The sequence below is a fragment of the Streptomyces sp. NPDC004609 genome, assembly GCF_042873655.1.
GTDB lineage: Bacteria > Actinomycetota > Actinomycetes > Streptomycetales > Streptomycetaceae > Streptomyces.
This window is the reverse complement of sequence record NZ_JBIALS010000023.1, coordinates 63,026-83,845: the sequence shown is the minus strand read 5'-3', so window position 1 is coordinate 83,845 and position 20,820 is coordinate 63,026. Positions and strand designations below refer to the sequence as shown.

16 protein-coding genes are annotated in these 20,820 nt (G+C 71.2%); 11 read left to right on the top strand and 5 right to left on the bottom strand.

Features of this window, described 5'->3' with window-relative positions; all coding sequences use genetic code 11:
- Positions 1–14: 14 nt before the first annotated feature.
- The 4 genes from fxsBH to fxsT all read left to right on the top strand — a co-directional run bounded on the left by fxsBH (position 15) and on the right by fxsT (position 8,442).
- Positions 15–2,285: a radical SAM/SPASM protein FxsBH, inactivated beta-hydroxylase extension form gene (gene fxsBH, locus ACFYT4_RS22715; protein ID WP_389271818.1), complete on the top strand. Its 2,271-nt coding sequence runs from the start codon at positions 15–17 to the stop codon at positions 2,283–2,285.
- Positions 2,278–3,054, top strand: coding sequence for an aminoglycoside N(3)-acetyltransferase (locus tag ACFYT4_RS22710; protein WP_389271815.1), 777 nt, complete (start codon positions 2,278–2,280; stop codon positions 3,052–3,054). Before fxsBH ends, ACFYT4_RS22710 begins: the two co-directional genes overlap by 8 nt.
- A 68-nt stretch (positions 3,055–3,122) precedes the next feature.
- Positions 3,123–4,514: a TIR-like protein FxsC gene (locus ACFYT4_RS22705; protein WP_389271812.1), complete on the top strand. Its 1,392-nt coding sequence runs from the start codon at positions 3,123–3,125 to the stop codon at positions 4,512–4,514.
- Positions 4,498–8,442 (top strand): FxSxx-COOH system tetratricopeptide repeat protein, encoded by a 3,945-nt coding sequence (gene fxsT, locus ACFYT4_RS22700; RefSeq protein ID WP_389271809.1) that lies wholly within the window; start codon positions 4,498–4,500, stop codon positions 8,440–8,442. The genes ACFYT4_RS22705 and fxsT overlap by 17 nt, the downstream gene beginning before the upstream one ends.
- Before the next feature lie 182 nt (positions 8,443–8,624).
- Here the strand turns inward: fxsT and ACFYT4_RS22695 are convergent, their stop codons facing one another.
- Entirely contained in the window at positions 8,625–9,491 is an 867-nt protein-coding gene (locus tag ACFYT4_RS22695; protein ID WP_389271806.1) for an alpha/beta fold hydrolase, read from the bottom strand.
- Positions 9,492–9,935: 444 nt separating this feature from the next.
- Here ACFYT4_RS22695 and ACFYT4_RS22690 point away from each other — a divergent pair, with 444 nt between their 5' ends.
- The gene (locus ACFYT4_RS22690) at positions 9,936–11,021 is read left to right on the top strand and encodes a S1 family peptidase (protein ID WP_389271803.1); all 1,086 of its coding nucleotides are present in this window, start codon (positions 9,936–9,938) and stop codon (positions 11,019–11,021) included.
- A gap of 148 nt (positions 11,022–11,169) precedes the next feature.
- On the opposite strand, the gene ACFYT4_RS22685 is transcribed toward ACFYT4_RS22690, so the two are convergent.
- The gene (locus tag ACFYT4_RS22685; RefSeq protein ID WP_389271800.1) at positions 11,170–12,246 is read right to left on the bottom strand and encodes a DUF3533 domain-containing protein; all 1,077 of its coding nucleotides are present in this window, start codon (positions 12,244–12,246) and stop codon (positions 11,170–11,172) included.
- A gap of 226 nt (positions 12,247–12,472) precedes the next feature.
- Here ACFYT4_RS22685 and ACFYT4_RS22680 point away from each other — a divergent pair, with 226 nt between their 5' ends.
- Entirely contained in the window at positions 12,473–13,384 is a 912-nt protein-coding gene (locus tag ACFYT4_RS22680; protein ID WP_389271797.1) for an esterase/lipase family protein, read from the top strand.
- A 75-nt stretch (positions 13,385–13,459) separates the two neighbouring features.
- On the opposite strand, the gene ACFYT4_RS22675 is transcribed toward ACFYT4_RS22680, so the two are convergent.
- Both ACFYT4_RS22675 and ACFYT4_RS22670 read right to left on the bottom strand, forming a co-directional pair.
- Positions 13,460–14,458, bottom strand: coding sequence for a lytic polysaccharide monooxygenase (locus ACFYT4_RS22675; RefSeq protein ID WP_389271794.1), 999 nt, complete (start codon positions 14,456–14,458; stop codon positions 13,460–13,462).
- Between the two features lie 829 nt (positions 14,459–15,287).
- On the bottom strand, positions 15,288–15,977 hold the full coding sequence (locus ACFYT4_RS22670; RefSeq protein WP_389271960.1) for a response regulator: 690 nt from the start codon (positions 15,975–15,977) through the stop codon (positions 15,288–15,290).
- A gap of 130 nt (positions 15,978–16,107) precedes the next feature.
- Between ACFYT4_RS22670 and ACFYT4_RS22665 the strand changes: the two genes are divergently transcribed.
- From ACFYT4_RS22665 to ACFYT4_RS22650, 4 genes are read left to right on the top strand one after another with little or no spacing between them, the layout of a single operon-like run.
- Positions 16,108–17,091: a Bug family tripartite tricarboxylate transporter substrate binding protein gene (locus ACFYT4_RS22665; protein ID WP_389271791.1), complete on the top strand. Its 984-nt coding sequence runs from the start codon at positions 16,108–16,110 to the stop codon at positions 17,089–17,091.
- A 26-nt stretch (positions 17,092–17,117) separates the two neighbouring features.
- Complete coding sequence (locus ACFYT4_RS22660; protein ID WP_389271957.1) at positions 17,118–17,645, top strand: tripartite tricarboxylate transporter TctB family protein; 528 nt, start codon at positions 17,118–17,120, stop codon at positions 17,643–17,645.
- A 3-nt stretch (positions 17,646–17,648) separates the two neighbouring features.
- A complete protein-coding gene (locus ACFYT4_RS22655; RefSeq protein ID WP_389271788.1) occupies positions 17,649–19,139 on the top strand; it encodes a tripartite tricarboxylate transporter permease in 1,491 nt (496 codons plus the stop codon).
- 8 nt (positions 19,140–19,147) lie between these two features.
- The gene (locus ACFYT4_RS22650; RefSeq protein WP_389271954.1) at positions 19,148–19,588 is read left to right on the top strand and encodes a GNAT family N-acetyltransferase; all 441 of its coding nucleotides are present in this window, start codon (positions 19,148–19,150) and stop codon (positions 19,586–19,588) included.
- A gap of 64 nt (positions 19,589–19,652) precedes the next feature.
- Here ACFYT4_RS22650 and ACFYT4_RS22645 read toward each other — a convergent pair whose 3' ends face one another.
- Complete coding sequence (locus ACFYT4_RS22645; protein WP_389271785.1) at positions 19,653–20,132, bottom strand: DUF402 domain-containing protein; 480 nt, start codon at positions 20,130–20,132, stop codon at positions 19,653–19,655.
- A gap of 38 nt (positions 20,133–20,170) precedes the next feature.
- On the opposite strand from ACFYT4_RS22645, the gene ACFYT4_RS22640 reads away from it, so the two are divergent.
- The gene (locus ACFYT4_RS22640) at positions 20,171–20,545 is read left to right on the top strand and encodes a GntR family transcriptional regulator (protein ID WP_389271782.1); all 375 of its coding nucleotides are present in this window, start codon (positions 20,171–20,173) and stop codon (positions 20,543–20,545) included.
- The last annotated feature ends 275 nt before the right edge of the window (positions 20,546–20,820 follow it).

Below are 20,820 nucleotides of genomic sequence, written 5' to 3'. Positions count from 1 at the left end.
TCTAGACTGGTGGAATGACAGGCCCTCTGGTCCCATTCCGCGAGATCGTGCTGAAGGTCCACAGCAGATGCGATCTGGCCTGTGACCACTGCTACATCTACGAACACGCTGATCAGAGCTGGCGTACCCGCCCGAAGGCAATCTCTGACGAAGCGATTTCCTGGACAGCTCTGCGACTGGCCGAGCATGCCAAAAACCATGCCCTGCCCTCCGTGTCAGTGATCCTGCACGGAGGGGAGCCGCTGCTGGCGGGGCCGGCACGGCTGCGCCGCGTGTGCGAGGAACTGACCACGGCGCTCGACGGCGTGGCGGAACTGGATCTGCGGATCCACACCAACGGCTTACAGCTGAGCCCCCGGTATCTCGACCTGTTCACCGAGTTCGACGTCAGGGTGGGCATCTCCCTCGACGGCGACCGCACCGCGAACGACCGGCACCGCCGGTTCGCCGACGGACGCACCAGCCACCCGCTGGTCCTCAGAGCCGTCGACCTCCTGCGCGAGGCCCGGTACCGCCATCTCTACCTCGGTCTCCTGTGCACCGTGGACGTGGCCAACGACCCCGTCGCCGTGTACGACGCGCTCGCCGAGCTGGAACCCCCGCGCATCGACTTCCTCCTTCCGCACGCCACCTGGGACGAGCCGCCCGCCCGCCCCGACGGCTCGCCCACCGCGTACGCCGACTGGCTGCTCACGGTCTTCGACCGCTGGGACGAGCGGGGACGCCCCGTCCCGGTCCGGCTCTTCGAGTCCGTCCTGTCCACCCTCACCGGCGGCCCCAGCCTCACCGAGTCCCTGGGCCTGGCCCCCACCGACCTCGTCGTCGTGGAGACCGACGGAGCCCTCGAACAGGTCGACTCCCTCAAGAGCGCCTACGAGGGGGCCGCGGCCACCGGATTCGACGTCTTCAGCCACCCCTTCGACGAGGTCGCCGCCCACCCCGGAGTCAGAGCACGCCAGCTGGGGCTCTCCTCGGTCAGCGAGACCTGCCGGACGTGCCCCGTCGTACGGTCCTGCGGCGGCGGGCTCTACACCCACCGCTACCGCACCGGGAACGGCTTCGACGACACCTCCGTGTACTGCGCCGACCTCGAAGCGCTCATCCGCGGCGTCGAGCGGCGCACGGCCGACCGCCTGGTGCCGCCGTCCGTGACCGAACCGGGCGCCCTCCTCGCCGACGGCCAGGACGTGACCCGGCTGCTGACCGCCGCGCTCGGCCGCGAGCTCGACGGCCGGGGCGGCCGGGCGTGGGAGGACGCCTGGGAGCTCACCGTCGACCTGGAGGGCAGCGGCGACCTCCTCGACACCGTCTGGGGCCACCCCTACACCCGTACCTGGCTGGAGGACGCACTCGCCGCGCTCCGCGAGGACCGGCCGGACGCCGTCGCGCTCGCGCTGCGGCTGCCCGCGTACCTCGCCGCCGCGCTCATCGGGGCCGGCTCCGGAGCGGCGATCCCGGTGCCGTACGAGCGGGGTCTGCTGCGGCTGCCCGTGCTCGGCGAGCTGACGGTCGGCGGCCCGGGCGCCGGGCACCCCGGCGAGAGCGGCGTCGCGCTGGTACGGCCCACCGGGGACGGCGGATTCCGGGTCACCGCCGAGGGGCGCGAGCCCCTGGCCGTACGCCCCGGGGAGGACACCCCCGGCTGGCGGCCCGTGCGCACGGTGGGCGGACGGGACGGGACACCCCTGCTGCGGCTGGACGATCTCGACCCCTACCGCGACTGCTTCGGGGCCCCCGTGCGGGACCGGCTCGGCACGGCCGAGGCGGCGCTCTGGGACGAGCGGCTGACCGGAGCCTGGGCCCTGCTGCGCGCCACCGCGCCCGCCCAGGCCGCCGAGGCGGCCGACTCCCTGACCACGCTGACCCCGCTGGCCGCCCCCGCACCACCCGGATGTGGCCGGTCCTCCACGCGTGAGCGGCCCGTCGGCGGGCACGGTTATGGAGCGCTGGGAATCGCCCTGCCCCCCACCTCCCGCGAACTCGCGGTCGAGCTGCTGCGCGGTTTCCGGCGTACGAAGCTGAACGCCCTGCTCCAGGTCAGCGATCTCTACGCCCAGGACGGCCACTGGCGCCACCCGGCCCCCTGGCGGGACGAGGAGGTTCCGGTGTCCGAACTGCTGGCGGGTGCCTGGGAACGGACCGGACTCGCGGCCTTCGACCCCCAGGGAGCAATTCAGGCCAGAAGGGCCCTGGACACCCTGGAGGGCGCGGCCGAGCTCACCGTCGCCGGCCGGCGGCTCCTCTACAGCCTGCGGAGGGAACTGGACGGGGCCGGCCGTGGCTGAGACCGGGCACGCCGACCCGCTGGTGCTCACACTCGCCCGGCTGGGCGTGGACCGCGGCACGACGCTGCTCGTGCACGCCTCCCTGAGCGGCACCGGGCTCGACGCGGACACCCTCAGGGACGCCCTGCTCACCGCGCTCGGTCCCGGCGGCACCCTGGTGGTCCCCGCCTTCACCGAGGAGAACTCCGACACCTCCCACGCCTTCCGCGCCCGGGTGCGCGACATGACACCCGAGCAGGCGGCGGCCTTCCGGGCGGACATGCCCGCCTTCGACCCGGCCGCCACCCCGAGCCAGGGCATGGGCCGGTTGGCCGAGTCCGTGCGCCTCGCCCCCGGGGCCGTGCGCAGCACCCATCCGCAGACGTCCTTCGCCGCCGTCGGCGCCCGCGCCGGAGAACTGCTCGCCCGCCACCCCCTCACCTCCCACCTCGGCTGGGACTCCCCGCTCGGGGCCCTGCACGAAGCGGACGCGAAGGTGCTGCTGATCAATGTCGGATTCGACGTGTGCACCGCTTTCCATCTCGCCGAGTACGACCCGAAAGCTCCCAGAAGGCGCTACTCCTGCGTGGTTCTGATGCCCGGCGGGGGTAAGGAATGGACGGAGTACGAGGACGTCGTCCTCGACGACGGCGAATTCGGCACCATCGGCGCCGATTTCCCGTGGGGGATGGAACGGAAGGGACAACTGGGAGGCCGGCCCGCGCGATTGTTCGCGATCAGGGGCGCGGTACGGCACGCCCAGCGCTGGATGTCCGAAAAGCGGCGGTGAATGACTGAACGAAGGGGGAAGGAGTGGGCCCGGCTCCGGAATGATTAATTCGCTCGCATCTCTCACCGATGCCGGGTGCGGTGCCGGGTGGAGGGCGAGTGCTCACACAGGACGGGGGTCGTGTGTCGGATTCAGCGCAACGTGCGGCGGATCATCGGCCGTACTTTTTCTTGAGCTACGCGCACACGCCGCGGTACGGGGCGGGGGGCCCCGACCCGGACATGTGGGTGGAGCGGCTCTTCCGGGATCTGTGCGGCCATGTGATGGCCATGACGGATTTACCGGCCGGGGCCCCGGCCGGATTCATGGACCGGGAGATCCGCTCGGGGGAGGGCTGGTCCGAAAGGCTCGGTGAAGTCCTCGCCAACTGCCGTGTGTTCGTCCCCCTGTTCTCCCCCCGCTACTTCGCCAGCGAGATGTGCGGCAAGGAGTGGTACGCCTTCGCCCAGCGGGCCATCTACCACCAGGCCAAGAGCAACCGTCCCGCGGACGCGATCGTCCCCGCCCTGTGGGTGCCGATGCCCCCCGAGCAACTCCCCGGACCCGCCGAACGGCTCCAGTTCAACCACCGGGCCTTCGGCGACCGCTATGTCACCGACGGCCTCTACGGCCTGATCAAACTGCGGATATTCGCCGAGGAGTACGAAGCCGCCGTCTACGAACTGGCGAAACGGATCGTCGCCGTCGCCGACACCACCCGTGTCACCCCCGGCAGCCCGGTCGACTACCGCCATGCCCCCAGCGCGTTCGGAAAGCCCACTGGAGGACCCCGGCCGATGCATCTGACGGTGGCCGCACCCACCCATCACGATCTCCCCGACGGCCGCGCCCCCGACTACTACGGCAAGCAGTCCCAGGACTGGAACCCGTACCACCCGGACTCGGCGCGGCCACTGGCGTATGTGGCGCAGGACCTCGTCCGCTCGCTGAACTACCAGGCGACGGTCTCCTCCTTCGACCACGAGACACCTCCCGAACCCGGCCAGCCCCCCAGCCGCCCCGAGATCCTCCTCATCGACCGCTGGGCCCTCGCGGACGACGAGAGATGCGCCCGGCTCGCCGCCTTCGACGCCCAGCCGCGCCCCTGGGTGACCGTCGTCGTCCCCTGGAACCGCGACGACCCCCAGAGCCGGATATCCGAGGCCGAACTGGCCGAACGGCTGGAGCGGACCATGCCGCACCAACTGCACCACGGCCGCCCCGCCTGCCGGGCCGCCGCACGAGGCGTCTTCAGCATGGAGGCGTTCGGGCAGATCCTGCCCCAGGTCGTCGAGGCGGCGGCCCAGGAGTATCTGCGCCACGCCGAGGTCTTCCCACCCGCACCACCACCGGGGACCGCCGCCCGGGGCGAACGCCCCAGACTCCGCGGCCCCATGGCCGAGTACGGCACCACCCAGTACGTCCCGGACATGCGCTCAGCAGCCCCCGATGCGGAGGACACGGATGACAGCCAGTCGTGACGGACGCATCGTCACCTTCTACTCGTACAAGGGGGGTACGGGCCGCACGATGGCCCTCGCCAACACGGCGTGGATCCTCGCCGCCAACGGCAAGCGGGTCCTCGCGGTCGACTGGGACCTGGAGGCGCCGGGCCTGCACCGCTTCTTCCACCCCTTTCTCGACCCCTCCACCCTCGGTGCCACCACCGGCATCATCGACCTGATCACCGAGTACGCCTGGGCCGCGATCACCCCCGACACCGTCCGCCGCGACGACTGGCACACGGACTACGCCCGGATCCAGCCGCACGCCGTCTCCCTCACCCCCGAGAGCCTCGGCTGGGAGTTCCCCGACGGGGGCACCCTTGATTTCGTCTCCGCGGGCCGGCAGAACCGCGAGTACTCCGCCACCGTCTCCACCTTCGACTGGGACAACTTCTACGACCGGCTCGGCGGCGGCCTCTTCTTCGACGCGCTCCGCGACGACATGAAGGCCAACTACGACTACGTCCTCATCGACAGCCGCACCGGGCTCAGCGACATAGCGGACATCTGCACCGTCCATCTGCCCGACGTCCTCGTCGACTGCTTCACCCTCAGCGACCAGTCCATCGACGGCGCGGCCTCCGTCGCCCGCCAGATCGACGAGCGCTACGGCGGCCGGGGCATCAAGATCTACCCCGTGCCGATGCGGATCGACGAGGGCGAGAAGGAGAAGGCGGACGCCGGACGGGCCCTCGCCCGGGTCAAGTTCGACCGCTTCCCCAGCGGGCTCGCCGGGGACGAACTCACCGCCTACTGGGGCGCGGTGGAGATCCCGTACCGCCCCTACTACGCGTACGAGGAGACGCTCGCCACCTTCGGCGACGAGGCCGGTCTCACCAACTCGCTGCTCTCCGCCTTCGAACGGCTCACCTCCGTCATCACCGAGCAGCAGGTCACCTCGATGCCCACGATCGGGGAGGACACCCGGCTGCGTATCAAGGACGCCTTCACCCGGCGCCGCCCCGCCCTGCCCGCCGATCTCTTCCTCAGCTATGTGGCGGAGAACCGGATGTGGGCCGACTGGATCGAGGCCCTGCTCACCCGCGCCGGATTCCGCGTCGTGCCCCGCGATGTGTCCGTCGACCGCGACCCCGGCGACGACGACGGCATCGCCGCCGAGAACGCGGCACGGACCGTGGTGCTGCTCTCCGGCGCCTATCTGAAGTCCTCGCGCGCGGTGGACGTCTGGTCTCGGGCCGCCGCGGAGGACCCCAGCGGCGGGCGGCACCATCTGCTGCCGATCCGGGTCGGCGACGTCAGACTCACCACCCCCTACATCGACCGCAACCCCGTCGACCTGTTCCGCCTCGACGAGGTCCAGGCGACCAGCGCCCTGCTGCGCGCGCTGGACCGTCCCGTACAGCTTCCGGACAGCACGGCGCCGGGACCGCGCTTCCCCGGCACCGTGCCGAAGATCTGGAACGCCCCGCCCCGCAACCCCGGCTTCACCGGTCGCGCGGTCGCCCTGGAGCGGATGCGCGACCAGCTCGGCGGCGGGATGTCGGTGGCCGCCGTGCTGCCGCAGCCGCAGACCCTGTACGGACTCGGCGGCGTCGGCAAGACACAGGTCGCCATCGAGTACGTCCACCGCTTCATGGCCGACTACGACCTCGTGTGGTGGATCTCCGCCGAGCAGACCGACGACGTGATCGCCGGCCTCGCCGAACTCGCCGTACGGCTCGGCGCACAGGGCGGCGACGACATGGCGGCCGCGTCCAGAGAGGCCATCGACCTCCTGCGGCGCGGAGTGCCGTCCACCCGCTGGCTGCTGGTCTTCGACAACGCCGACGACCCCGAGCAGCTGAAGCGGTTCTTCCCGCCGCAGGGCCCCGGGCACATCCTCGTCACCTCCAGGAACCAGACCTGGTCGCAGTACGGCGACGCCCTGCCCATCGACGTCTTCACCCGGGAGGAGTCCATCGAGCACCTCCAGCGGCGGGCCCGGGGACTGACCGTCGACGACGCCGACCAGGTCGCCACCGCCGTCGGTGATCTGCCGCTCGCCGTCGAGCAGGCCGCGGCCTGGATCGCGGAGACGGCGACGCCCATCGCCGCGTATCTGGAACAGCTCAAGGAGCAGACCACCAGCGTTCTCGCCCTCAACCAGCCCGCCGGATACCCGGAGCCGGTCGCCGCGACCTGGAACGTCTCCATCGAGCGGCTCAAGGAGCGCTCGCCCGCCGCGGTACGGCTGCTCCAGCTCTGCGCCTTCTTCGCGCCCGAGCCGATCTCGGCCAACCTGCTCTACAGCAAGGAGATGATCGACGCGCTCAAGCCGTACGACGCCTCCCTCCAGGAGAAGCTGGTCCTCGGCCGGGTCATCCGGGAGATCGGCCGGTTCGCCCTGGCCAAGGTCGACCAGGTCTCCAACAGCATCCAGGTCCACCGGCTCGTCCAGGCCGTCATCAGAGCCCAGCTGTCCGAGGAGGAGCAGCAGGCCGCGCGGCACGCCGTCCACCGGGTCCTCGCGGGCGCCCGGCCCGATGACGACGAACCCATCGACAACCCCGAGACCTGGCCCCGGTTCGCCACCATCTGGCCGCACCTGAGCACCTCGGAGGCACGCAACTGCCGGGAGCCGGAGACCCGCCGGCTCCTCATCGACCGGGTGCGCTATCTGTGGAAGCGGGGCGACTGGGCCACCGCGGCCACGCTCGGCCACGAGGTGCGCGCGACCTGGCGGGAGATGCTGGGGAACAACGATCTCCAGTACCTCTACCTCCGCTTCCACCTCTCCAACATCTACCGTTCGCAGGGCCGCTACGTGGAGGCCAAGGAACTGGACGAGGTGACCCTGGAGCGCCAGCGGAAGGTCCTCGGACCCACCCATCCGCACACGTACATGACCACCAGCGGTCTCGCGATGGACCTCGGCACCCTCGGTCAGTACAGCAGGGCGATGGAGCTGGCCACCGAGGCCCACGAGGGCTTCAGCCAGATCTTCCACGAGTCCCATCCGCGTACGCTCGCCGCCGCCAACAACCTGGCGCTGAACCTGCGCATGGTCGGGCAGTACAGCAGGGCCCGCGAGATCGACCAGGAGGTCTTCGACCGGCGCACCGAGGTCCTCGGCCCGGAGCACCCCTACACCCTGTCCTCCGCCACCTCCCTCGCGCGCGATCTGCGCGAGGTCGGCCGGTACGAGGACTCCGTCAATCTGCTCGCCCGGACCTACGACCTGCTCAAACAGCAGCTCGGACGGACCTTCCCCGGCACGCTGGCGGCGGGCAAGAGCCTCGCCGTGTCGCTGCGCAGGGCGGGGCACCTGGAGGACGCGCGGCGGCTGACCACGGCCACCCGCAACCGCTACCGCAGCCAGTACACGTCGGCGAACCCGGACTCGCTCGCCTGCGATCTGAATCTGGCGGCCGACCTGTTCGCCGCGGGCGAGCCGGTCGCGGCGCGCGACCTGGCGCAGGAGGTCGTCGACCAGTACATGCTGGTGCCGGGGGAGCGGCATCCGTACACCCTCGCCGCCATCAACAACCTGGGCATCTTCCACTGGGGATGCGGCGACCCGGAGGCTGCGGAGCAACTGCTGATCCAGGTGACCGAGAAGATGACCCAGGTCCTCGGGGAGAGCCATCCGCACGCCCTCTACAGCACCATCAACCTCGCCAACGCCCTCGCCGACCTGGGCAATCTGCGGGACGCCTTCGACATCGAGCAGCGGACCGTGACCCGGCTGCGCGAGGTGCTGGGGCCGCACCACCCCGAGGTGCTGGGCATCGCCTCCAACCTGGCGGTCACGATGGGGATGCTGGGCCGCAAGGACGAGGCCGCGCAGCTGAGGGCGGAGACCGTGGAGGAGCTGACCCGGCTGCTCGGGGAGGAGCACGCGCTCACCCGGATCGCCCGCGACGAGCGCCGGGTGCACCGCGACCTGGAGCCCCTGGCGGTCTGATTCCGGGCCGGGCCGGGCCGGGTGGTCGGGTCGGCCCGGGTGGTCGGCCCGGCCACCGGGTCGGGCCGGGTCGGCGGCTGGTTCGGCGGGCGGTCTGCCACCCGGCCCGGCCGGTGGCCGGGTCCGGCCCGGGGCCCTTCGGTTCCGGTGCCCGGCGAGCCCCTGCTCGCCGGGCACCGGTCTCACTGGTCCAGCAGCCAGTTGAGGATGCCCGGCAGCGCGTGGAGGGCGTCGAAGTGGGCGGCGGCCGGTTCGAGGACCGCGGTCGCCCCGGGGATGCGCTCCGCGAGCCAGCGGGAGTGGCCCACGGGAGAGAAGACGTCCTTCTCGCCGTGCCACAGCATGACCGGGCCCGTGATGTCCGCCGGGTCGAAGCCCCAGGGGCTGCAGAACGCGAGCGCGTCGTCGATCCAGCCGTACGCCGAGGTCCGCAGCGCCTCCTGGTAGTTGCGCAGCAGCATCGCCCGTACGCCCGCGTCCGCGACGACCATCCGGTCCGAATCGGTGAGCTCCCTGCGCAGCTCGTCCAGGAGCCGGATCGGGTCCCGCCGGATCTCCGCCGAGCGCACGATGAACCGCTCGGTGAGCCCGGCCGGGTCGTCCAGGGCCGAGGTGTACGCGTGGACATTGGACGCGGCCATGCCCTCGAACCAGTCGAGGCCGTCCGCGTCCCGGGGCGCGAGAGTGACCAGCGCGGCGGTACGGGTCACCCGGTCGGGCATCAGGGCCGCGCAGGCCAGCGCGTGCGGGGCGCCGCCCGAGCGGCCCACGACGGCGAACCGGTCCAGCCCCAGCTCGTCCGCGATCGCCCGGACGTCCTGGGCCACATCGCCCACACTCCGGCCGGCCAGCCGGTCCGAACCGCCGTAGCCGGGACGGTCGTACGCGATCAGCTGCGTACGGCGCTGGTAGAGCACCATGCCGCGTGGTGCCGGGCCAAGCCTGCTGCCCGGTGTGCCGTGGAGCAGGAAGACCGGCTTGCCGCGCGGATCCCCCAGCCGCTCCACCACCAGATGCCGCCCGTCCGCCGCGCGCACCCGACGTCGCACCCCCGCCCCCTTTTCCGTGGATGCCCTGCCCGGGCACGCACCATGAGCCTTTGGCATTCCCCGCCCCCTTGATGATGACCCATCGGTGGCCTGAAGGGGCCGTGGCTTTGTCATCACTTGGCGGCAGGTTCGACGCCCCCGAGGCGCGGTGTGACCGGATTCCGGACCCGTACCGAATCCGTTCCGGGCAGCGAGGGAAGAAAACAGGACAGGTCCAGTCCTCACCCGTTGCCCCTGCTCCGGTCGCGCACGGTGTTCGCAGGCGGGACGTTCCTGCGGCGGGGCACCCGGTGAAGGCGCCGCGCACGGACCCGCGTTGCCGGACCGGCGTCCTGAAGTCGGCCTTGTGCGGCGGCGATCGGCATCGGAATAGTGGGCCGTTGATCCTCCGTGTCCCCACGCTCCCCACGCGCGCGCGGATACGGCCCCCACAGGAGGTCGACGTTGAAGCACCGACGCATACCGAAGCGAAAACTGGCCATCACCGGCGGTTCCGTTCTCGCAGTGATGGCGGCGGGCCTGACCTTGCAGAGCGCGAACGCGAGCGATGTCACCCAGCGGTATCCCGTCACACCCCTGTCGGTGACGGCGGCCGGAAAACTCGCCTCCACGCTGAGTGACGAACTGGGCCCCGATGTCATCGGCACGTACTACGACGCGGAGGCCAGGTCCCTGGTCGTGAACGTCGCCGACGAGGCCGCCGCCGACTCGGTGCGCGACGCGGGCGGACGGGCGAGGGTCGTGGAGAACACCCTCGCCGAACTGGCGGGCGCCCGGCGCACCCTCGCCGACAGGGCGGCCATCCCGGGGACGTCCTGGGCCCTGGACCCGGTCACCAACAAGGTCGTCGTCACCGCCGACCGCACCGTCACCGGCGCGGAGTGGAACCGGCTCAGCAAGGTGGTCCGAGGGCTCGGCCACACGGCCGAACTGAGGAAGTCCGCCGGAGAGTTCAAGCCGTTCGCCGCCGGAGGCGACGCCATCCACAACGACGGCGGGCGCTGCTCCCTCGGCTTCAACGTCGTCAAGGACGGCGCCCCGCACTTCCTGACGGCCGGCCACTGCGGAGCGGCGGGCAGCCGCTGGTCCGCGTCCCCGGGCGGGCCGGACCTCGGGCGGATGGCGGACTCGCGATTCCCCGGCGACGACTTCGCGCTGGTCGCGTACACCGCCGGCGGACCGCGGCCGAGCGAGGTCAACCTCTACAACGGCCGGAGCCAGCGGATCACCGGCGCGGCCGAGGCGACCGTCGGCATGCCGGTCCGGCGCAGCGGCTCCACCACCCGGGTGCACGACGGGCAGGTCACCGGCCTCGACGCGACCGTGAACTACGGCAACGGCGAGATCGTCAACGGGCTCATCGAGACCTCGGTCTGCGCCGAGCCCGGCGACAGCGGCGGTCCGCTCTTCTCAGGCGACAGGGCGGTCGGCCTCACCTCGGGCGGCAGCGGTGACTGCACCTCGGGCGGACAGACGTTCTTCCAGCCGGTGACGGAGGCGCTCCGGACGTACGGCGCGACCATCGGCTGACACCTCCGCGGTGCGCCGGTACGGTGCGCTCCGCTCGGAGCGGCCGGACGCCCGAGCACGTGTCCGCCCCCGGCGCACACGGGCCGGAACGCGCCGTCAGCGCACGCGGGGCGCGGCCCTCGGGCGGGCCGTCCCGGGTCCGGGACCCTCAGCCCGCGGACCGGGGCTCCACGGGCTCCGCCGTCCGGCGCCGCAGCAGCGCGCACACCATGGTGACCGCCGCCCCTCCCGCCGCCCAGGCGGCGAGGACCAGCATCGGGCCACCCGCGCCATTGCCCCGGAAGTACGCGATGGAGCGGGCCGCGAACGTTCCCGCGCCCGGCGGCAGCGCGGGCCCGATCGTCCGCCAGAACGAGGGAAGCAGCGGATACGGATAGGCCCCGCCCGCGCTCGGATTACCGAGGACGACCACCAGCAGGATCGCCAGTCCGACCCCGATGATGCCCGCGAGGCCCTGGAGCGCCAGCGTGACCGCGCCCACCGCGAAGACCAGCAGCGCGCCGAGCCCCCACAGAGCGGGCAGACTGCCGGGCAGCGCGTCCAGCACCGGGCCGGCGATCACCGCGCCGAGCAGCCCGGCGACGATCGCGTACACCAGCAGCACTCCCAGCCGGATCACGGCGCGTTCCGGGTTGGCGGGCCGTGCGCCCGCGCTGATCGCGAGGACCGCGGCGCACAGATAGCCGCCCACGCACCACCCCACGACCAGATAGAAGGACGAGAGGCCGCGGGCGTCGCCAGGGGAGCCGGGGACCACGTCCACCACTTCCAGGGTGCGTCCCTGGGCCTTCTCCACCGCGGCCACGACCTCGGTGAGGGCCTGGGCGAGCGAGGCGCCCGACGCCCCGGCGACGAGGAGGCGGTCGGGGCCCCGGGGGCCGATCACCAGCGCCCCGTCGACCTCGCGGTCCTCGATCTGCCGCCGCGCGGCCGCCTCGTCGGCGACGGCACGCGGATCGAGCGGATCGCCCGGCAGCGAGGCGAGCAGCGCCACGGTCTCGTCGTCGGCCGTGACGGAGGGGGTGACGACGGCGAGCGGGATCCGATGCGGCTTCGGCTCGTGGAAGGCGCCGATGTACGAGGTGATGAAGGCGAGCTGGAGCGCCAGCACTCCGATGACCAGGAGCGCGGCGCGCAAGCTCACCGCGTCCCGGACCTCGGCCGGAAATCCGGTACGGCGTGGGGAAGGCGGGCCCTCGTGCGGGCCGTCCGATGTCCGCGTCATGGCCTCACGGTCGGCGGAGCGCGCGGATCGCGCAGGCGGGGCGGGGCCGAATGGCCGACGTCCGCGCCCGCCCGGGCGACCGGCGGGCCGCCGTCGGCTCTGCTGACAGGGACTCAGTTTTTACCGACGCGTAACTTCCCAGCCGTGATTACCCGTGCGTAGCTTGTCGTGGGCACCACAATCTACGCTCGTCGCCACTCCCCTTGAGCCGCAAGGAGACTGCCCGATGCCGCCCTGGAAGCGCCTGCTCGGACCCGCCGCCGCCCTGCTGCTGGCCACCGCCGTCGGTCTGACCCCCACCGCCACAGCCGCCCCCACGGCCGCCGTACCCGCCGCCGCCGGTCCTGTCACTGCCGGGGCGGCCGCCGCCCCGGCTCCCCGCAGTGGCTGGAACGACTGGTCCTGCAAGCCGTCCGCCGCCCATCCCCGCCCGGTCGTCCTCGTCCACGGAACCCTCGGGAACGCCGTCGACAACTGGCTCGGCCTCGCCCCCTACCTCGTCGCCCGCGGCTACTGCGTCTACTCCCTCGACTACGGGCAGCTGCCCGGCGTGCCGTTCTTCCACGGCCTCGGCCCGGTCGACACGTCGGCCGGTCAGCTCGGCGCCTTCGTCGACCGGGTGCTCGCGGCGACCGGAGCGTCCGAAACCGATCTCGTCGGCCACTCCCAGGGCGGCATGATGCCGCGCTACTACCTCAAGTACCTGGGCGGTGCGGCGAAGGTGAACGCGCTCATCGGCATCGCTCCCAGCAACCGCGGGACCACCCTGTCCGGTCTCACCCGGCTGCTGCCGTACTTCCCCGGCGCCCGGGAGCTGATCTCGTCCGCCACCCCCGCGTTCGCCGACCAGATCGCGGGGTCCGCCTTCATCGAGAAGCTCAACGAGGGCGGGGACACGGTGCCCGGTGTCCGGTACACCGTCATCGCCACCCGGTACGACCAGGTGGTCACCCCGTACCGCTCGCAGTTCCTGACCGGACCGGACGTCAGAAACGTGGTCGTCCAGGACCTGTGCGCCCTCGACGCGTCCGAGCATGTCGCGATCGGCCTCTTCGACCGGATCGCGCACCACGAGGTGGCCAACGCCCTCGACCCGGCGAGGGCCACCACAACGAACTGCGCGTCCGTCTTTGAATGACGGACGCGCAGTTTCACCACCGGCGGTGCCGTGGGGGGAAGTCGGATTCACCACCGGAGGTGCTGTGGGGGACGGTCAGCGGCCCCGGCCGCCGACCGCCCTGCGCCGCGCCGCGGCGAACATCACTCCGGCGCCGATCGCGAGAGCCGTGGCACCGCCCAGCGCGAGGTACGGCGTGTTGCTGTCGCCGCCCGTCTTGGCGAGCCTCTCGGTGCCGCCGCCCTGCGCCTCGGGAGCGCTGCCCGAGGTGCCGGTCCCGGCCGCGTCCGTACCACCGGCCGCGGTGCCGTCACCGGCCGCCGAGTTCTCGGCGTAGGTCTCGTTCCGCTTGGCCTCGGCCGGAGTGTCCCCGCCGTGGCCGTTGTGGTCGACCGAGGACTTCGCCGTGCCCTTCTTGATCTGTCCGTCCGAGGGGGCGGACGCGACGACGGCGCCGCCCGCACCGCCGAAGACGACGTCGGAACAGGTGTAGAACGCCTCGGGGGAGTCCGAGCGCTGGAGGATCGAGTACACCAGGTGACGGCCCGACTTGTTCGGCACGGTCCCGTTGAAGACGAACGCGCCGTTCTCCAGCGACGGGTCGGTCACCGAAGCGAACGGCTGCTCCTCCAGGTCCGACCACTTCAGCGGCTGAGTCGGGTCGTAGCCGTCCTTGGTGATGTACAGCGACAGCGTGCCCTTGTGCGGAGCGGTGGCCCGCCAGCGGAACGTGTGGGCGCCCGCGGTCATCTTGGCGGACGGCCAGTCCGTGCGGGGAGCGTCCAGACCCCGGTACTTGTCACGCCCCGCGCTGCACAGCTTGCCGTCCGGGATCTTGCTCTTGTGCGCCCCGGCGGCGTCGCCGATGTTGACCTCGTTCCAGTCGTACAGCGGCTGGGTGCCGCCCGTCGAGACGAGAGCCTTGCACGCGTCCGAGTCCGGGCTCTCCGGGCCCTCGGCGTAGCACGCGGCAATCCGGCTCACCGGGTCCGTCATGGAACCGTGTGCGGAGGCCGGAGCGGCCGCCAGCCCGGCCAGCGCGAGCGGCGCGAAGCCGAGTGCGACGACCGTGGTGACCTTACGGCGAGCGGTCATGGTGACGTTCTCCTCAAGACGGGCATTCGTGGGGGTCCAGGGCTGGTCCGAACGGGCGGCGCGGCCCGTGTTCACCTCTTGCGCACTGGTTCGGACCAAGCCCCGGCGAGCAGCAAGCTAGCCCCTCGACACACGGAAAACGCCTCGGAGGACAACAACATCCTCATCCTTATCCTTGCTTTAAGGAGGCGCTAAGAACGGGCTGAGGAAGAGGCCGGAAAGCGGCCCTCACCGAGCCCGGGGCGGGCTCCCGGCGATGGACGGGGGCCTGGCCGCGGCTTCCGCAGGCGAGGCTCATGGGGCGGGTGGGGCCGGTTCTCGCTGATGGGGGGAGGGGGTGGGGGGTCTTTCGGGGGCGTAGGGGGTGTAGGGGGCGTACGGCGGGGGGTTTGGTGGGGGCGGACGGGGTGGGCCGTGGGAACGTGGTCCGGACAGTGACCGACGCGCTGTATTTTTTGTGGTTCCCTCTCCCCCAGACTCCGTCCGGGGGGACCCCCACCGGGGGCCTTCAGTGTGTGTCGACGGTCGATCGTGCTCGACCGCTCGTTCCTCACGGCCTCCGCGCGTTCTCCCTTTCGACACCCACGGCCCCCTTCGGCTCACTCACCGGGACATGGGGTGAAGGCGCAGGGACGGCGCGGTATCGCGGCCTGCGCGCGTTCTCCCTTTCGGCACCCCAGGGCCCCCTTCGGCTCACTCACCAGGCACATGGGGTGACTCACTCGCCGGGTGTACGGGGTGAGGGGGCTCACCAGGCCCAAGGGGTGACTCATTCCCGGGTGTACGGGGTGAGGGGCTCACCGGGTCATGGGGGTGAGGGGCGTGGGGGTCAGCCGGCGCCGATCAGGCGGTAGCGGCGTTCGGGGCGGCCCGTGCCGCCGTAGCGGAGGGTCACTTCGACGCGTCCGGTCTCCACGAAGTACTCCAGGTAGCGGCGGGCGCTGACCCGGGACAGGGAGCCCGCTTCGGCGCACTCGGAGGCCGAGAGGTCGCCGGGGTGCTCGCGGAGGATTCGTTCGACGAGTTCGGCCGTGTGGGCCGCGAGGCCCTTGGGGAGTTCGCGGGAGCCGGGCGGGCGGGTGCCGAAGATCTGGTCCACGTCCTCCTGGCGCGCCTCGCGCAGCCGCTCGAAGCGTGAGCGCAGCGCGGCCACATGGCGCAACTGCTCTTGCAGGGCTGCCTGGTTGAACGGCTTGATCAGATAGTGCAGCGCGCCGGCACGCAGCGCGGCCCGTACCAGGCCGGCGTCCCGCGCGGCCGTGATGAACAGTGCGTCGACGGTCGTGCGCGTCGCGTCACGTTCCTCGGCGGCACGCAGTTCACGCAGCACACTCAGGCCGTCCATATCGGGCAGATAGATGTCCAACAGGACAAGATCCGGCCGCAGCCGCTCCGCCGCACGCAGGGCTTCCGCCCCGGTATGGGCCACCCCGACGACCCGGAATCCCTCCGTAGCCGCCACATAGCGGCAGTGCAGCTTGGCGACCATGAAGTCGTCGTCCACCACCAGCACGTTCATCACGCGCACACGCTATGGCGCGACCACAATGACCACAACGTCCGTTGATTCCGGAAGAGAGACACTTCCTTAACGCACCGGCAACATGTGGGCCACCTCACACCTTCCCCCTACCTGAGAGGCGGCTCACGTGCGATTGCGCACTCCCCTCGCCCTGCTCGGGGCTGCGTTGCTGGTGATCGTGGGGCCGCCCCTGCTCAGCACCGGCGACGCCTCCGAAACCGGTACCCAGATCCCCGGTCTGCGGTTCATGGTTCCCAACACCCCCGGCGGGGGCTATGACATCACCGCACGTACAGCGGCCAAGAACGCCGAGGACGCCGACCTGACCCACAACATCGAGGTGTTCAACCTGCCCGGCGCCGGCGGCACGGTGGGTCTGGCCCGGCTGGCCGGCGAACACGGCAACGGCCGGCTCGCCATGTCCATGGGCCTGGGCGTCGTCGGAGCCGTACACACCAACAAGTCCCCCAAGACGCTCTCCGACACGACCCCGATCGCCCGGCTCACCGAGGAGCAGGGCATCGTCGTCGTCTCCAAGAGCTCCCCGTACAAAACCATCCAGGACCTCCTCACCGCCTGGAAGAAGGACCCCGGTGACCTGGCCGTCGGCGGCGGCTCGTCACCCGGCGGGCCCGATCACCTCGCCCCCATGCTCATGGCCCAGGCCGCCGGGATCACCCCCAAGACCGTCAACTACATCCCCTACGACGGCGGTGGTGAACTCCTCGCCTCCATCCTCGGGAACAAGGTCGCCTTCGGCGTCTCGGGTGTCGGCGAGTACCTCGATCAGATCAAGTCCGGCGAACTCAGGCTGCTCGCCGTCACCGGCCCCCAGCGGGTCCCCGGCCTGGACGCCCCCACCCTCCGGGAGGCCGGGCTCGACACCGAGTTCACCAACTGGCGCGGCATCGTCGCCCCGCCCGGCCTCTCCGGAGCCGAACGCGACAAGCTCATCGGCCTGATCGAGGCACTCCACGACTCGGAGCAGTGGCGTCAGTCGCTCAAGAAGAACGGCTGGAGCGACGCCTTCCTCACCGGTGACAAGTTCGGTGACTTCCTCAAGGAGCAGGACAAGCGCGTGGACTCGGTGCTGAAGGAGCTGGGACTGTGAACTCGCAGAAATCTCCCGGGCCGCAGATAGCGGACAGCCCCCCGAGCGCGGGCCGTCCGGGCCGGGCCTGGCTGCGCGAGCACTCCGAACTCGGCGTCAGCGTGCTGCTGTTCGCCATCGGGGTGCTCGTCCTGACCGACGCGCTCACCATGGACGTCGAGATCGCCCAGCGCGGACCCGTCGGCCCCAAGACCGTACCGGTCGTCGTCGGCATCGGCCTGCTGCTCGTCGCCCTCCTGCTCGCCGTCGACGTCCTGCGCGGCGGGCACGGCGAGGCCGAGGGCGGTGAGGACATCGATCTGAGCGAACCCAGCGACTGGCAGACCGTCCTCCTTCTGGCCGGGGTCTTCCTCGCCTTCGCCGTGCTCATCGGCCCCATCGGCTTCCCCATCGCCGGAACCCTGCTCTTCTGGGGAGCGGCCTTCGCCCTCGGCAGCAGGAACTACACCCGCGACCCGATGATCGCCGCTGTACTCGCCCTCCTCACGTACTACGTCTTCAACGACCTGCTCGGCGTTCCCCTGCCGGGCGGCCCGCTCATGGGGGTGCTGTAGCCAGTGGATTCACTCAATTCGCTCCTGGACGGCTTCGGCACCGCCCTGACTCCGATCAACCTCCTCTGGGCGGCGATCGGCGTACTCCTCGGCACCGCGATCGGTGTACTGCCGGGCATCGGACCGGCGATGGCGGTGGCCCTGCTGCTGCCCGTGACCTACGGCCTGGAACCGACCGGCGCGTTCATCATGTTCGCCGGTATCTACTACGGCGCCATGTTCGGCGGGTCCACCACCTCCATCCTGCTCAACACACCGGGGGAGAGCGCGGCCGTCGTCGCCGCCATCGAAGGCAACCCCATGGCCAAATCGGGCCGCGGGTCGCAAGCGCTCGCCGCCGCCGCGATCGGCCACTTCGCCGGCGGCATGATCGGTACGATCCTGCTGGTCGCCCTCGCCCCCAAGATCGCCGACCTCGCGGTCGACATCGGCGCCCCCGACTACTTCGCCATCATGGTGCTCGCGTTCATCGCGGTCACCTCCGTCCTCGGCTCCTCCCGGGTCCGCGGACTCGCCTCCCTGCTGATCGGCCTCACCATCGGGCTCGTCGGCCTCGACCAGATGACCGGCCAGCAGCGGCTCACCTTCGGCTCCCTCCAGCTCGCCGACGGCGTCGACGTCGTCATCGTCGCGGTCGGGCTCTTCGCCATCGGCGAGGCGCTCTGGGTCGCCGCCCACCTGCGCCGCAACACGGCGGACCCGATACCCGTCGGCCGCCCCTGGCTCGCCAAGTCCGACGTACGGCGCACCTGGAAGTCCTGGCTCCGCGGCCCCGCCATCGGCTTTCCCTTCGGGGCGATCCCCGCGGGCGGTGCGGAGATCCCGACCTTCCTGTCGTACGTCACCGAGAAGCGGCTCTCCAAGCACAAGGAGGAGTTCGGCAAGGGCGCGATCGAGGGTGTGGCCGGACCCGAGTCGGCGGCATCCGCCTCCGCCGCGGGCACCCTCGTCTCGATGCTCACGCTCGGACTGCCGACGACGGCGGTCGCCGCGGTCATGCTCGCCGCCTTCCAGCAGTACGGCATCCAGCCCGGACCGCTCCTCTTCGAACGCGAGCCCGACCTGGTGTGGGGCCTGATCGCCTCCCTCTTCGTCGGCATGGTGCTGCTGCTCGCCCTGAACCTGCCGCTCGCCCCGGTCTGGGCGAAGCTCCTGCGCATCCCCCGCCCCTATCTGTACGCGGGAATCCTGTTCTTCGCCGGAGTCGGCGCGTACGCCGTCGGCGGCGAGGCACTCGATCTGATCATCCTGCTGGTGATCGGTCTGATCGGCTTCGGGATGCGGCGGTACGGGCTCCCCGTCCTGCCCGCCGTGATCGGAGTGATCCTCGGCCCGGCCGCCGAACAGCAGCTGCGCCGTGCGCTCCAGATCAGCAACGGCAGCGTCTCCGGTCTGTTCGACACAGCGTTCTCCATCACGGTCTACGCCGTGATCGTCATCCTGCTCGCGTGGCCGTGGTTGAAGAAGCTGATCATGCGCCGCAGTAACGTATAGGTATGAACATGGACACTCGCCCCGCCGCACCTGAAGATGTGCTTTTGGTGAAAACCGTGACCGATGCGGCCTACCACCACTACATCGACCGGATCGGAGTCGTGCCCGCCCCCATGAAGGCGGATCACGCCGCCGATGTGGCGGCGGGGCGGGTGTTCGTCGCGGGGGAACCCGTACGGGGCGTCATCGTCCTCGTCCCCCACGACGACCATCTCTTCCTGGAGTCCGTCGCCGTCCACCCGGACGCCCGCGGCACCGGACTCGGCCGCGCGCTGCTCGGCCTCGCGGAGGCCCGCGCGCGGGAGCTGGGGCTGGGCGAGATCCGCCTCTACACCAACGCGCTGATGTGGGAGAACCAGAACCTCTACGCGCGCTACGGGTACGAGGTGGAGGCGCGGCGCGCCGACGGTCAGTACAACCGCATCCACTACCGCAAGGCCGTCGCCTGAGCGCTGTCCCACCGTGGATTGCGGGACGGCCCTGAGATCCGGCACCGGTCGCCCCCGTCCTCCCCTACTGGTGCGCGAGCAGTTCGTCCAGGCCGCCGGCGAGCGCCAGCGCCTCCAACTCGTCCAGGGCCTTCACCGCGCGGGCCGCGGCCTCGGGGTCGCTCACGGCGAGACCGCTCTGTGCGAACTCGTCCTCGTCCAGGCGGAGCACCTCGGCGCGATCGGCCGACACCCACAGATCGAGATCCAGATCCTCGACCGTCAGCACGCCCCGGCTCAGTTCGGCGGGCCGGGTGATGTCGCAGTACCAGCCCTTGAGTACGCCGCCCCCGGACCGGACCTCCTTCACCGCGTACCATCCGTCCCGCCAGTAGTGCTCGGTGAACACATCGCCCGGCTCGAAGCGGACGAACCCGAAGTCCCGCACACCGCCGGAAGCCCACGGGGCACGCACCACCAGATGACGGCCGTCGTCGGCGACGGGCGCCGCGGGGTAGCGGATCTTGGTTCTGCCCGCCTTGACCAGGTGGACCTCGACGGTCATACCGGCTGCCTTTCATGTTCATGGGGGAGAATCCCCGGGTGACCTTGAAGATCGTCGTCGACGCCGATTCGGGCGTGGCACCATTCGAACAGCTCCGCGCCCGGATCTCCGAACTGGCCCGGTCCGGCACGCTCCCCGTGGGCTACCGCCTGCCGACCGTACGGGGCCTCGCGGAGGACCTCGGCCTCGCGGCGAACACCGTCGCGAAGGCGTACCGCGCGCTGGAGTCCGACGGGGTCGTCGAGACCCGCGGCCGCCACGGGACCTTCGTCGCGGCGGTGGGCGGTGCGGCGGAACGTGAAGTCGCCCTCGCGGCCCGCGCGTACGCCGAGCGGGCGAAGCGGCTGGGCCTCACCCGCGACGAGGCCCGCGCGGCCCTGGACGACGCCCTCCGGGTGACGTACGACATCTGACCCCGCGCCATCGGACGATCCCCCCTGATTCCGAGGCGCGGGACGGATCTCTGCCCCGGACCGGTCCGGGGCGGGGTTCGGATTCTCCGCTTCCTCCCAGTTCGGGGGCAGGGGGTGGATTCTTTGCCTCCTCCCGGTGTGGGGTGCGGAAATTCAGCTTCCTCCCGGTCCGGGGGCAGGGGCGGATTCTCCGCTTCCTCCCGGTTCGGGGGCGGGGTGCGGAATTTCAGCCTCGCCGGCGTTTGAGGCGCGGGGTCCGGGGCGGAGCCCCGCAA

Coding starts and splice junctions, on each gene's coding strand:
- fxsBH (WP_389271818.1), top strand. CDS start 15: ATGACAGGCCCTCTGGTCCCATTCCGCGAGATCGTGCTGAAGGTCCAC.
- ACFYT4_RS22705 (WP_389271812.1), top strand. CDS start 3,123: ATGCCGGGTGCGGTGCCGGGTGGAGGGCGAGTGCTCACACAGGACGGG.
- fxsT (WP_389271809.1), top strand. CDS start 4,498: ATGACAGCCAGTCGTGACGGACGCATCGTCACCTTCTACTCGTACAAG.
- ACFYT4_RS22685 (WP_389271800.1), bottom strand. CDS start 12,246: ATGACGCGGACATCGGACGGCCCGCACGAGGGCCCGCCTTCCCCACGC.
- ACFYT4_RS22680 (WP_389271797.1), top strand. CDS start 12,473: ATGCCGCCCTGGAAGCGCCTGCTCGGACCCGCCGCCGCCCTGCTGCTG.
- ACFYT4_RS22675 (WP_389271794.1), bottom strand. CDS start 14,458: ATGACCGCTCGCCGTAAGGTCACCACGGTCGTCGCACTCGGCTTCGCG.
- ACFYT4_RS22670 (WP_389271960.1), bottom strand. CDS start 15,977: ATGAACGTGCTGGTGGTGGACGACGACTTCATGGTCGCCAAGCTGCAC.
- ACFYT4_RS22650 (WP_389271954.1), top strand. CDS start 19,148: ATGGACACTCGCCCCGCCGCACCTGAAGATGTGCTTTTGGTGAAAACC.
- ACFYT4_RS22645 (WP_389271785.1), bottom strand. CDS start 20,132: ATGACCGTCGAGGTCCACCTGGTCAAGGCGGGCAGAACCAAGATCCGC.